General features: G+C 59.8%; 10 protein-coding genes. 2 read left to right on the plus strand and 8 right to left on the minus strand.

Annotated elements, in window-relative coordinates:
• Positions 1-40: 40 nt before the first annotated feature.
• The 4 genes from tkt to PHAMO_RS16530 form a co-directional block, all read right to left on the minus strand.
• A complete protein-coding gene (gene tkt, locus PHAMO_RS16515) occupies positions 41-2,011 on the minus strand; it encodes a transketolase (protein ID WP_002731021.1) in 1,971 nt (656 codons plus the stop codon).
• 51 nt (positions 2,012-2,062) lie between these two features.
• On the minus strand, positions 2,063-3,037 hold the full coding sequence (gene glpX, locus PHAMO_RS16520) for a class II fructose-bisphosphatase (RefSeq protein ID WP_002731022.1): 975 nt from the start codon (positions 3,035-3,037) through the stop codon (positions 2,063-2,065).
• 165 nt (positions 3,038-3,202) lie between these two features.
• Positions 3,203-3,442: an Lrp/AsnC ligand binding domain-containing protein gene (locus PHAMO_RS16525; RefSeq protein ID WP_002731023.1), complete on the minus strand. Its 240-nt coding sequence runs from the start codon at positions 3,440-3,442 to the stop codon at positions 3,203-3,205.
• Between the two features lie 59 nt (positions 3,443-3,501).
• Entirely contained in the window at positions 3,502-5,112 is a 1,611-nt protein-coding gene (locus PHAMO_RS16530) for a DEAD/DEAH box helicase (RefSeq protein ID WP_002731024.1), read from the minus strand.
• A 191-nt stretch (positions 5,113-5,303) separates the two neighbouring features.
• On the opposite strand from PHAMO_RS16530, the gene PHAMO_RS16535 reads away from it, so the two are divergent.
• On the plus strand, positions 5,304-5,846 hold the full coding sequence (locus PHAMO_RS16535; RefSeq protein ID WP_002731025.1) for a hydrolase: 543 nt from the start codon (positions 5,304-5,306) through the stop codon (positions 5,844-5,846).
• Between the two features lie 185 nt (positions 5,847-6,031).
• On the opposite strand, the gene PHAMO_RS16540 is transcribed toward PHAMO_RS16535, so the two are convergent.
• Positions 6,032-7,444, minus strand: a complete 1,413-nt coding sequence (locus tag PHAMO_RS16540) for a hypothetical protein (RefSeq protein ID WP_002731027.1) — start codon at positions 7,442-7,444, stop codon at positions 6,032-6,034.
• Between the two features lie 159 nt (positions 7,445-7,603).
• Between PHAMO_RS16540 and PHAMO_RS16545 the strand changes: the two genes are divergently transcribed.
• A complete protein-coding gene (locus tag PHAMO_RS16545; RefSeq protein ID WP_002731029.1) occupies positions 7,604-8,593 on the plus strand; it encodes a glycosyltransferase family 2 protein in 990 nt (329 codons plus the stop codon).
• A gap of 41 nt (positions 8,594-8,634) precedes the next feature.
• Here PHAMO_RS16545 and PHAMO_RS16550 read toward each other — a convergent pair whose 3' ends face one another.
• From PHAMO_RS16550 to PHAMO_RS16560, 3 genes are read right to left on the minus strand one after another with little or no spacing between them, the layout of a single operon-like run.
• A complete protein-coding gene (locus tag PHAMO_RS16550; RefSeq protein ID WP_155801857.1) occupies positions 8,635-9,744 on the minus strand; it encodes a glycosyltransferase in 1,110 nt (369 codons plus the stop codon).
• Between the two features lie 23 nt (positions 9,745-9,767).
• Positions 9,768-11,702, minus strand: a complete 1,935-nt coding sequence (asnB, locus tag PHAMO_RS16555; RefSeq protein WP_002731031.1) for an asparagine synthase (glutamine-hydrolyzing) — start codon at positions 11,700-11,702, stop codon at positions 9,768-9,770.
• 4 nt (positions 11,703-11,706) lie between these two features.
• Positions 11,707-12,831, minus strand: a complete 1,125-nt coding sequence (locus PHAMO_RS16560) for a glycosyltransferase family 4 protein (RefSeq protein ID WP_040567716.1) — start codon at positions 12,829-12,831, stop codon at positions 11,707-11,709.
• Between the last annotated feature and the right edge of the window lie 445 nt (positions 12,832-13,276).

The following is a 13,276-nucleotide window of genomic DNA, read 5'->3' on the forward strand; positions in this document are numbered from 1 at the left end:
ACAGTCTCCTTCCTAACGTTTTTGTGGTCGCGCTGGCGGGTTACAGACGGGCCTGCGCGGCCTCGGCGACCGCGTGAGCGGTGATGCCGAAATGGTTATAAAGTTTGTCGGCGGGGGCCGAGGCGCCAAAGCCGGTCATGCCGATCACCGCGCCGTTATCGCCGACCCAGCGCTCCCAGCCAAAGGTGCCGAGTGCTTCGACGGCGATGCGGACGGTTCCTTCCCCCAGTACTGCCGAACGATACTCCTTCGTCTGGCGCTCGAACAGTTCCCAACAGGGCAGCGAGACCACAGCCGTGCCGATCCCCCGGCTTTCCAGCAGATCCTTGGCTTCGAGCGCAAGCGACACTTCGGAGCCGGTGGCGATGAGTGTGACCTGACGGGAATCCAGATCGGATTCAGCCAGAATATAGCCGCCGCGGGCGGTCAGATTATCGTCGGAATGAATGGTGCGCAGAGTCGGCAAGTTCTGACGCGACAGAGCCAGAACGCTGGGGCCGGTTTCGTTGTCGAGCGCCGCTTCATAAGCTTCGATCGTCTCGACCGGATCGCACGGGCGGAACACCAGAACGTTGGGAGTGGCGCGCAGAGCCGTTACGGTCTCGATCGGCTGATGGGTGGGGCCGTCCTCGCCCAGCCCAATCGAATCGTGGGTCAGGACATAAATCACCCGGCGGTTCATCATCGCGCTCATCCGCAGCGCCGGCCACAGGTAATTAGCGAAAATCAGGAAGGTGCCGCCATAGGGGATGAAGCCGCCATGCAGCGACAGGCCGTTCATGATTGCCGCCATGCCGTGTTCACGCACACCGTAATGGATGTAGCGGCCGGAGAAATCGGTCGGGGTGATCGAGCGAGTGACCTTGGTGTGGGTCAGGTTGGAATGGGTGAGGTCGGCCGAGCCGCCGATCAGTTCGGGGATCACCGGGGTGAGGGCTTCCAGCGCTTCCTGGCTTGACTTGCGGGTGGCCCATTTCGGCTGTTCCGCCGTCACCTTGCGCTTGAAGTCCAGCACGGTCTGGTGCCAGTTCTCGGGCAGACGGCCCGCCACCGTGCGTTCGAACTCGGCACGTTCAGGGTATGCGGCCAGACGCGCTTCCCAGGCGGTACGCTCGGCTGCGCCACGGATACCGGCAGCCCGCCAGGAATCGAGGATGGGCGCGGGAATCTCGAACGGTGCGTGCGGCCAGCCCAGCTTGGCCCGTGCGCCAGCAATTTCTTCAGCTCCCAGCGGTGCACCGTGGACTTTCTCGGTGCCGCCCTTGGTGGGAGCGCCAAAACCGATCACGGTCCGGCAGGCAATCAGGCTGGGGCGGTTGGTGGCCTTGGCCGCCTCAATCGCGGCGGCGATCGCCTCGGGATCGTGACCATCGACGCGGGCGACATCCCAATTGGCGGCGGTGAAACGACCCAACTGGTCTTCCGAGGTTGATAGGGAGGTGTCGCCGTCGATGCAGATATGATTGTCGTCCCACAGCAGGATCAGCTTCGACAGCTGCCAGTGTCCGGCAAGCGAGATCGCCTCCTGGCTGATCCCTTCCATCAGACAGCCGTCGCCAGCGATGACATAGGTGTAGTGGTTGACGATGCCGTCGCCGTGACGCGCCGCCATCATCTTTTCCGCCAGCGCCATGCCAACGGCATTGGCCAGCCCCTGACCCAGCGGGCCGGTGGTGGTTTCGGCGATCGCGACATGGCCGAATTCGGGGTGGCCGGCCGTGCGGGCTCCGAACTGGCGGAAATTGCGGATCTGTTCGATGTCGAGATCTTCGTAGCCAGTCAGGTAGCCCAACGCGTACAGCAGCATCGAGCCGTGACCGGCGGAGAGGATGAAGCGGTCGCGGTCGGCCCAGCGGGGAGCCTTCGCATCGAACTTAAGGAAGCGAGTGAACAGCACGGTCGCCACGTCGGCCATGCCCATGGGCATGCCGGGATGGCCGGACTTAGCCGCCTCGACGGCATCCATGGACAGGAAGCGGATGGCGTTGGCCATGTCGGCTGGGGAAGTCATCGTGCGGTCCTTATCGGCAGGGGGGTGGGGGGCAAAAAAGTAGCGGGCAGGTCAGCTGCGTTTATGCCAACTGGTCAGCATCTGGCGATGTCCGGCCGGTCCGCCGATCATCAGGGTATGGGTCAGTTCTTGGTCGCCCCGGCGCTCTACGCCGTCGAGGAGCAATCCGGTGGTGATGCCGGTGGCGCAGAAAGCGACTTTATCCGAGCGCACCAGTTCCTCCAGCCGATACCAGCGCGTCAGGTCCATTTCGGTTGCTTCGACCGCTTGTTGCTCTGTGGCCAGTTGGGGATCGACCCGTGCCATGAAATCGCCGCCCATGGCGCGGATCGCGATCGCCGACAGCATGCCTTCGGGCACGCCGCCGGTGCCCATCAGGGCGTCGATGCCCGATCCTGGCGTCACGGCCATCAGCGCCCCGGCAACATCTCCCGCTGGATACAGCGCAACACGGGCTCCTGCCTCGTGAATAGCTTCGACCAGCGCCTTGTTGCGTGGCTTTTCAATCACATAAATGGTGAGGTCGAGGATAGGCTTGCCCAGAGCGCGTGACAACTGACGCAGTCGTTCGGAGATCGGAGCGGCGGGATCGACCCGGCCCCGCGCGGCGGGAGGAACCGCCAGCTTCTCGACATAGCGGACGGGATGAAGGTCGAGCAGGCTGCCATGTGGAGCCAGTCCGACCACCGCCATCGCGTTGGTCATGCCCTTGGCGAGATAGCTGGTGCCTTCCAGCGGATCGACCACCAGATCCCATTTCGGGGCTTGCTCGGAGTTACCGAAACGCTGCCCGTGATAGAGAGAGGAAATCTCATCGCGGGGGCCTTCGCCGATTTGCAGAATCGCGTCGAGAGGCAGTTGTTCCAGCCTGGCGGCCATCGCTCCGACCGCCGCATCGTCGGCTAAAGCCCGGTCGCCGCGGCCGATCCAGTCATAGGCGGCGCGGGCGGCCGATTCGGTGGCCCGACGTAGGTCGTAAGGGCTGATAGGGTGGCTATCGGCACGCGCATCGCGAGGGTCATGCATTCGCCGTCGTCCTCTCCGCCATCTCCCCAAAATTTGGGGTGATATTTTTTTCGCCGAGTGTGGGGGGACGGGTCAAGTGAAGGAACACCCGTTTGGAGCCACCGGAAAAAACTTGTGGACAGGGTGATCCCACCCTGACGAGTGGGTCCGTCCCCCGGCGGTCTTCTAGGTGAACGCCTTAAAAGCGATTAAGGTAAAGGTATCGGTGACACCGGGCAGGGTCTGGATATTTTCGACCACGAACTGCCCAAGATCGACGCCATCCTCAAGATAGCACTTCAACATCAGATCGTATTGACCCGAAATCGAATGGACTTCGGACACGGCCTCGATCTCGACGGCGTGGTCGGCAACTTGATAGGCCTGACCCGGCAGGCACTTCAGCATGACAAAAATGGTCTGCATCGGGGCTATCCTCCGGTTTGGCGGCAAGGAAATAAGGACGGCAGAAAAATCTGCCGGGCTTACTCCTCGACGTCAGCCTCCAAATCTCCCTCGTCCTCGGCTTCGTCCGCCAACTCACGGGCAGACAGCTTGGACGGCAACGGTACCGGGATCAGGATGAAATCCGGCGGATGATCGCCAAATCCAACCACGTCGTCGGCATGCAACATTTCGCCGATGCCAAGCTCGTCGATCCGGCCCCGGCGGCGACCGCGATCATCGCGACCACGACCGCGTTCTTCACGGAACCGCGAGCGGGATTCGGGGGCAGGGCGGATGTCACGAACCGACATCTCGTCACGCGGAGAAACAACGGCGGCGGGGCGGGCCTGCGGCGGCTCGATCGCGGCGGGGCGGGCTGGTTGCGGATCTCGGGGGGCAGCAGCCGCGACCGGAGCGGCCGCTGCACTTTCGCCGCGCGCGGGCCGACTGCGTTCACTGCGTCCGGTGGGCTTCACGGCACCACGTCCACCACGACCCTTGCGGGCAGTCATGTCCAACTCCAGGGCGGGCACCCCCTCGACGGAGATGCGGGGGATGGTATTCCCGATCAACTTTTCGATCGCGACGACGGCCTTACCGTCGTCGGGGATTGCGATGGTAAACGCGCGACCTGCCATTCCAGCGCGTCCCGTGCGTCCGATACGGTGGACGTAATCCTCGGCATGGATCGGAACATCGAAATTAAAGACGTGGCTGACCGCCGAGACGTCGATACCGCGTGCGGCGACATCGGAGCAGACCATCAGCCGGATCTCGCCCTTCTTGAAGCTTTCAAGCGTGTCGCCGCGGGCCGACTGCGCCATGTCGCCATGCAACTGACAGACATCGAAATCGTGCTTTTTCAGCGAACGATAAAGGATATCGACATCGCGCTTGCGATTACAAAAGATGAAGGCGTTTTTGACGTTCTCGGTCCGGATCAGATGGCGGAGCGTCTCGCGCTTGTCGATTTCCTCGACCACGGCAAGATGCTGCTCGACCGTTGCGGCGGTCGATGTGCCGGGAGAAACGGTAATTTCCTTGGGGTTCATCAGGAACGCGTCGGCCAACCGACGAATTTCCGGCCCCAGTGTTGCCGAGAAAAACAGGGTCTGACGGATTTTCGGCAGCAGACCGACGATCCGTTCGACATCGGGGATGAAGCCCATGTCGAGCATCCGGTCGGCTTCGTCGATCACGAGAACCTTGACGTCGTTGAGCAGGATGCGCCCGCGCTCGAACATATCAAGGAGGCGCCCCGGCGTGGCGATCAGCACATCGACGCCACGATCCAGCAAGGCGGACTGGTCGCTCATCGACTCGCCGCCGATGATCAGTGCTTTGGTCAGTCGGTGATATTTGCCGTAATTATCGAAGTTCTCCGCGGCCTGGGCTGCCAACTCGCGGGTGGGGGCCAGGATCAGCGAGCGCGGCATACGCGCTTTGGCGCGACCCGCCGCGAGAATCTCAATCATCGGCAACGTGAAGGAGGCCGTTTTGCCGGTGCCGGTCTGAGCACAGCCCAGCACATCCCTTCCCATCAAGACAACAGGGATCGCCTGCGCTTGAATGGGCGTTGGGCTGGTGTAGCCAACCTCAGCCAGCGCTTTGAGAAGCTCGGGGCCGAGGCCCAGATCCTCGAAAGTCATCGAGGGGTTTTCCGGGCCGTCCGAGCGGCCATGTTCGATAGGGGATGTCATACGCGGCGGAATAATAGGGATTCTTTCGGCCAAGTCAACGTCGTAACTGCGAAAAGCCGTCGATGCGACAAGGATTGCGCCAAACCGATCCGGTCGATACCCTTTGTGCCCCACGAAAACCGGAAAAATAGGGGGGCACCATGTTAATCGATGCGGGCAGTTCCTGCCTTCTGATCGTTGATGTTCAGGACTCGTTGGTTCCGGTGATGTTCGACCCGCGCAGGGTCTATCGCGGCTGCGCTTTGCTGATGCGGGCGGCAGCGCGGCTGGGGCTGCCGGTGGTGATTACCGAGCAATATCCCAAAGGCTTGGGGCGGACCGCAGGTGAGTTGTTGGCGTTGGCTCCCGAGAATGCGGTGATGGAGAAGCTGCATTTTTCCTGTGCCCACGATCCGGCGATCCGAGCGAGAATCGACGGGCTGGGGCGTCCCCGAATCGTCCTGGCCGGGATCGAATCGCATATCTGCGTGTTGCAGTCTGCGCTGGGGTTTAAGGCTGCCGGATACGATCCTGTGGTGGTGGTCGATGCCTGTGCTTCGCGGACCGAGGCCAATTATCAGGCGGCGATGGCTCGGATGGCCGACAATGGAATCGAGATTGCCACGGTTGAAATGGTGATCTTCGAGTGGCTCCACCGTGCCGGAACGCCGGAATTCAAGGAATTGTCCGCATTGGTGAAATGATGCGGCCCCCCCTCGATCTGACCCTTTTGCCGGATCGCTCCACCCTCGCATCTCAGCCTCCAAGGATGGAATCATAAATTCAGCCACGACGCCAGTTTCCGGAAGGGTCCAATGCCGTATTGGGCATATTTCAATATCAGGCGTCACCGTCCCCAGTGGGGGGTGAATCTGGCGGAGAAAGAAAGTTATCCTCTCTGGGGGCGCGGACGCCAAAGTCTGAGGCGTTCCCTGATAAGTTTACCGCCCGATAGAGCCGTTATTACCGTGGCGGGTATAACAAGGGGCCACAGGCTAATGGTATAGCGAGAGATGCCAACGCCAACCAAGGCAGTCAATAAGAGTGACAAGTGGACGGCCAGCGCTGCGATTAAAGATGTCGCGAGCAGGGGGGATGAGTATCTGCCCCGTAAAGCCATTCCCAGTGCGATTATTGCGGCAAGGCCGGTCATAATCCCGATCGATAGGATCGTTGGCCGGAGGACGAGGGACGCACGACTTTCAGGTGCGTCGATGTCGAGCGTCGGCACCAATTCGGCAAATGGCAATGGACGATGTTGGATAACAAAGGTTCTAAAATCAGGTGCCAGCCATGGATGCGTTTGAGGATACAGAGCCCACATTGCTCGATAGTTCAGCCATACCAGCTTTCCATATGAAAGCGGTGCTGCGGATAGGCGCTCGATGGCAACGGATAGAGCTATCGCATTTATTTTCTGTTCCGATAAGTCGATCTCGGCGCGCACTGGGGCGATGCATGCATATTCCAGGCAGGTTTCATAGTTCTGCGAGAGCGGGGACAGAATATCCTGGTTTGGTGCTTGTTTCAGCAGGGTTCTAATCGGCTCGAACGTGTTTTCGGCGGCATTCAAAAATTGCTGACGAACAGGGTCGGTCTCTGATTCCCGTCTTGGAACATCGATCATAATGGACTTGGCTAACAGGTGACGGCCCATGAGGGATGTTGCTTGGTCGCCCTGAACCCATGAGGTGTAGGCACGTTCTCCACCGACCACGACGAGCATCGGCATCACCGCAGCCAGCAAAATGACGAACACGGGTGTCGCGGCAAGTTGTTTCCGTGCCATCAGAACCATCACCACCAAAACGGGGCATAAGGCGTAACCAGACGGTCGTATTGTTGCCGCTAGCCCAGCAAGAATTCCGGTGACAAAGGCCAGTCGCCATCCTGGGGAACGGAAAAATGCCATAACGGCAATTAAAAAGACTAACAGGCAGGTCATGAACAGTGATTCTGTCATGATACGACTGTGATGGTTATTAACTTCTGGATTAATAAGTAAGCCCACCATTATAGCGAGTGCCGGAAGGGGGTGACGGCTGATGGTGAGGCAGTAGAGGCTTATGGCAATAGTCGCTATGGCATAAAACAATGGTTGTATTATAACCATTATATCCGAACCCATTGCACGCAATAGCAAAGGGTATGTCGCAGTCCGAATTGGACTGAAGGCAAGATAGCTTGCGCTATCAGGCTCAAGAATGGGGGCATCTGGAAGGAAAATAATTTGTAAAAGGGCATAAGATATACCGGCTATTATTATGGCGAAAGCCGAGGTTCGTATTTTTTCTATCGCCATTTTATTTTCCTTTCGAGCACATACCCCATACCCTTAATTGGGCGGCTTTTTGGCCGAGGGGGTGTGCTTTCCGTTTAGAAATAGCTGTGATTTTATTTATTGAATTTTCGTGTGGGCGGAGTGTAGGTATCGCACTTATCTTAAGCGAGCCACTTGGATATGGTGTCGCTTTCTCCGTCGGCGGGTATATCAGTGCATTCTTTTCCTCAATCGCTCCGAATTGCTGTTCTTGTTCCGTGCTATAACGAAGAGGCAGCCATTGGCACCGTTGTTCGCGCCTTTCGCGAGTCACTGCCGACGGCGAGCGTCTACGTTTATGACAATAATTCCGACGATCGAACCATTGAGTTTGCCAAGGCCGCCGGCGCGGTTGTTCGTACAGAACCGCTTCAGGGAAAAGGGCACGTTGTTCGGCGGATGTTTGCTGATATCGAAGCCGATGTCTATGTGCTTGTCGATGGCGATGATACCTACCACGCCGCCAGTGCGCCGATCCTTGTTCAGCGTCTGCTTACCGATCGTGTGGACATGGTCAATGGTGCTCGGGTCACGGACATCAAGGCCGCCTATCGGCCCGGTCATCGATTTGGGAATGTGCTGCTGACATCGATTGTCTCTTCGATATTCGGCAATCGTATCAAGGACATGCTTTCCGGCTACCGGGTCTTCTCCCGACGTTTTGTGAAGTCGTTCCCAGCACTCTCCAGCGGGTTCGAAATCGAGACGGAACTGACCGTCCATGCACTTGAGTTGGAGATGCCGGTGGTCGAGGTCGAAACGCCTTATAAGGATCGTCCGGTCGGATCGGTCAGTAAGCTTCGGACCTTTCGCGACGGCCTGAGGATTCTGGCCACCATTCTTGTGCTGGTTAAGGAAGAGCGCCCGCTGTCGTTTTTCTCAGTGGGGTTCGCCATATTCGGTCTGGTATCGGTGGTTTTGATTGAACCCGTGCTGGTGACGTATCTGCAAACCGGTCTGGTGCCGCGTTTTCCCACTGCCATCTTGTCGATGGGAGTCATGTTGATGGGGTTCCTAAGCCTGACCTGCGGTGTGATCCTGGATACTGTAACCCGTACCAGGAAAGAGATGAGGCGCTTCCAATACCTCCAAATTCCCTTTGACCGGTCACCGTCCGCTTCTGATTGCTGAGGTCTTGAGCCAAAGCGCGATCCGGGAAGGGGGCCACAAGCTCAATCTGGCGCGCCGACGATGTGGTTGAGCACTGTTAGCGTCCGATCGGCTAACTGCGTTACGGAATAAGTTTCTCCGATCCGGGTGACAGCCGTGGGGCAGGGGGATTTGGGGGCATTCAAGATGGCTTGGGCCAGGGCCTCAACATCGCCGGGCTGCACCGTTTGCCCCAACGGCTCCAAGATTTCTCTGGCGTCTCCGACATCGGTGGCGACACAAGGAAGCCCGCAAGCCATGGCCTCGGCGAGGACGTTGGGGAAGCCTTCGCCATAGAGAGATGGCATCACGAACAGATCGAAGGCGTTGTAAACTGCGGCAACTGCATCATGGGCTCCGACCCAGATCACCGGTAAAGACAAATCGTTCGCCAGAAGCCGAAGCTGCTCGGTCAATGCGGCATCACCCTTGCCAACACAGACAAAGCGCAGACTTGGATCAATCGCCCGAGCTTGGGCCGCCGCACGCAAGAACACCTCGTGCCCTTTCATCGGATCGATCCGCGCCACCATTCCCACCAGCCGCGATTCCGGGGGGATACCCCATCCCTGGCGTAGGCTTTGCCCCAAGGCGCGATCGGCGTGGAAGCGGTCCGTATCGATACCGTTTGGAATCACATGACAGCGCTCGGCGGGAATGCCGCGAGCGGTGACGGCCCGCCGCCCGGCCTGGGAATTGCTGATGACGGCATCGGCCAAAGGCGACAGGCGCGCCTCCAGGTGATAGGCGGCGGCGGATAGCCGGTCATAGCGCCCCAGATCCATGTCCGAGGCGCGGACACCGAACACCAGTTTGACTCCGGGCAGGAAGCGAGACGCCAGGGCGGCGAGGCTGTTGCTGACAGGTAGGTAGCCATGCAGTACCTGCGGACGAAACCGGCGCGCGACCCGGATCAACCGAAACAGGAAGGCCGGGATGTCCCAGCGCCCGCTTTTTTTCAGGTCGAAAACGGTCACTCCGGCTTGATCCAGCTCGCGGCGCAAGGGGCCATCGCCATAAAATACCGCCACCGCGACGGTATGGCCGCGTCGGGTGAGTTCGCCAGCCAATACCGCCAATTGGCGCTCGGCCCCGCCATGGTCCAGCGAGCGGATCAGAAAGAGAATTCTCATGCCGTTATCAAAATCTGCCGAGGTCAATGATACTTCGCCTTCCAGGCCTGGAGCATCAGGATGTCCCACAGAAGATATTGCCAGTTACGGGTGCCAGACAAATGTTCGGCCCACATTGCGCGGATCGGGGCAGCATCCACCAGCCCGTGATTGCGCAATGAGGCTTCTGACAGCAAGTCTTCGGCCCATTCCCGCAGCGGTCCCCGCAGCCAGGCGTCGATTGGAACGCCAAAGCCCATCTTGGGGCGCTCGACCAGTTCTTTCGGCACATGACGGTAGAGAACTTGCCGCAACAGCCATTTCCCCTGTCCGTTCCGTCGCTTCATATGCCGGGGCAGCCTGAAGGCGAAATCGACGACGCGGTGATCGATCAGCGGAACCCGCGCTTCCAGGGCGACCGCCATGCTGGCGCGATCGACCTTGGTCAGAATGTCGTCGGGGAGGTAGGTCACGAGGTCGAGGAACTGCAATCGCTCAACGAAATCGGGGACGATTGTCTTTGCCTCGTCGGTCCAAAGAATGCCTTTGGGTTCGTGGCCTCCCACCACCACAGAGTCCGGGTCGGTCCAGTGGCTGACCAGACGGCGATAAAACGCCTCGCCGTCGTTCAGCAGCAGCACGTCGGCTCCCTTGTGCAACTTGTCGCCCATCTGACCGCGCCGGAATCGAGCCGGAGCCATGGAAAACAGACTGTCCCAATGGCGTGGCGGCACGGCCTTGAGCGCAGCCGCCCCCAGGCGGCGCAGGGGACGGGGAATGGCCTTTAGTTTGCTCCAGACGCTGTCGGCAAACTCGTAACGGTTATATCCGGCGAATAACTCGTCGCCCCCATCGCCCGACAAGGCCACGGTGACGTGTTTACGGGTCATCTCCGAGACCAGGAAAGTCGGTATCTGAGACGAATCGGCGAATGGCTCATCGTACCACTCGGGTAGTCTCGGAATGATGTCGAGCGCATGCTGGGGATCGACGTAAAGCTCGGTATGCTCGGTGCCCAGGTGAGTGGCGACGGCCTTGGCGTGCTGTGCCTCGTCGTATCCTTTCTCGTTGAATCCGATCGAGAAGGTTCGGACGGGCTGGCTGCTTTGTGCCTGCATCAGGGCAACCACGGTGGAGCTATCGATGCCGCCGGAAAGAAAGGCGCCCAACCGGACATCGGCGATCATGCGGCGTCCCACGGCATCCTTCAGCAGCGCCTCCAACTGGTCGGTCGCCTCGGCGTCCGACAGATCGGAACGGTTGCGAACCGCCTCTCCCACCACCTGCCGGGCATCCCAGAAGCGGGTGATATCCGGTTCGGCTCCATCCCGCACGGTCAGGATGCAGCCCGGCGACAGCTTGTGGACACCCTGATAGATCGAGAGGGGGCTGGGGACGTAATTGTGCCGCAAGAAGGCGGACACGGCATCACGATTGATCTCGGCGGTCCAGCCGGGATGAGCGATCAGGGCTTTTAACTCCGACCCGAACAGAAAGAGTCCGCCAAACTTGGCCCAATAGAGCGGTTTGATTCCCAGACGGTCACGGACCAGCGTCAGACAGCGGGTCTGCCGATCCCACAATGCGATCGCAAACATGCCGATCAGCGCTTTGACGGTGTGCTCGACGCCCCAGGCTGCGCAGGCTTCCACGATCACCTCGGTATCCGAATGACCGCGAAAGACGATGCCGCGCCCCTCTAATTTCTGCCTCATCTCCTGGTGATTATAGACCTCGCCGTTATAGGCGATCACAAAGCGTCCGCACGCAGACACCATAGGCTGATGCCCCGCCGGAGACAGATCGAGGATCGAGAGGCGGCGGTGCGACAGGGCCAGTCCAGCCGCGTCGTCGGTCCAGACACCCCAATCGTCGGGGCCGCGATGGCGGATGGCGTCGCCCATGGCGCGGGCGGTTTCTCCCAAGCCGTTCCCGGCAGCGCGGGGGGTGACGTCGCGAAAGCCGGCAATGCCGCACATGGGATCAGTCCTTCCTGCTTGGGCGCGCGACCGCTTCGTCGATCAACTGCGACCACTGGGCCATGATGGAATCGATGGAATAGGCTTCGGCCGTCTTGGCGGCTTCCTTGCCCAGGCGGTCGCGAAGAGCGGCATCGCCCATCAAGCGATCCAGTTCCTCCGCCAAGCGGTCAATGTCGTCAACCGGCACCAGCACGCCATTGACTCCGTCATCGATCAGTTCCGCCGGGCCGGTCGGGCAGTCGGTGGCGATAACGGGCAATCCAGCGTTCATGGCCTCCAACAATACGTTGGGGAACCCCTCGGAGCGGGACGTCAGGGCGAACAGTCCTGCGCCGTGGATCCATTCCCCCGGCTGCTGTGAGATGCCCGGCAAGCTGACCCGATTCGTCATCCCCAGATCGGCGACGAGGGGTGCCAGAGTCTTGCGTTCTGGACCATCGCCCCAGATGCAAAGTCGCCAACCGACATGGTGGGGCGCGACGCGTGCAAAGGCACGGATCAGCAGGTCAAATCCTTTCAGTGCGACCAGACGGCCTGCGGCGACAATAGTCGGGCCGTCATAAGTCGAGACGTGCGGGATATGGCTTACCACTGGATTGGGAATTACCCTGCCAAGTCGCAGGATCAGTTCAGGGAAACACTCCAATCCGCGCCGGGTCGGCATGACCAAAGCATACGCAGTGGGATATAATAGGCGCCGCAAGGCATTCCATAGCCGGGATATCGGCTGGTCGATGGGGTGGCCGCGCTCCGAAACGATGACCGGAAACCCGGTGCCCAGCGTGGCGGCAAGGGTAACCACGTTGGTTTGGTCGATGAAGGCGATTACAGCTTGCGGACGTGCCTGCTTTAGCGCCCGGCGCAACGTTCGTATCCGTCGCAGATTGTTTGCTATGCCGGACAGAAGTCCCGTGGAATGCTTGAGCAGATCCAGCGGCCGCTCCGTTACCCTGGCGTCCAGCCGTTGGTAGGGGCGGGTGTCTGAGCTGTCAAAACGAAAAAGGATGACCTGTCTGCCCTCGGCTGCCCAGTGATTAGCCATCGTGGTCAAGACACGCTCGGCTCCCCCCATCCCCAAGGATGGAATAACCAGGGCGATATGTTGGCATGAACCGGAGTGAGGCATGAGACTCGTTGCTGGTTCCTCGTCCGGCGTGCCGGTACGAAAAAGTCGATTGGCCGCCACCAGGAGGCGTCGGGACGGAAGGGACTTTAACCGAGCGTCTTCCCCAGTTCTACCCGAAAGGAAAGCTTCGCCAGAGGTGACTGGGTGGATGAAATCGATAGGCGCTTAAAGCTTCGGTGGCATTCATCCGCGATGTGGCTGTCTTTCTCGGGTGGATAGGCGGTGCATCGGTTCCCCGGTCGTTCCCAAGGTCTGACCTATTGCCTCCCAACCCGTTTTGGCGTTCCTATTGACGACGGACGCGCAGCCCTTTAGGCAGTGGGATTGAGCGCCGTTAGGCTGGCCTGATCTCCATGGGGCCACATGTGTCGGTGGATATATATCTTGTCTGGCCGTGTTGTTCCGTAAGCGGAATCGTGACCGAGGCTGTTGCCGAAAATCAAGG

This window comes from Magnetospirillum molischianum DSM 120 (assembly GCF_000294655.1).
In the GTDB taxonomy this organism is placed as follows: Bacteria; Pseudomonadota; Alphaproteobacteria; order Rhodospirillales; family Magnetospirillaceae; genus Phaeospirillum; species Phaeospirillum molischianum.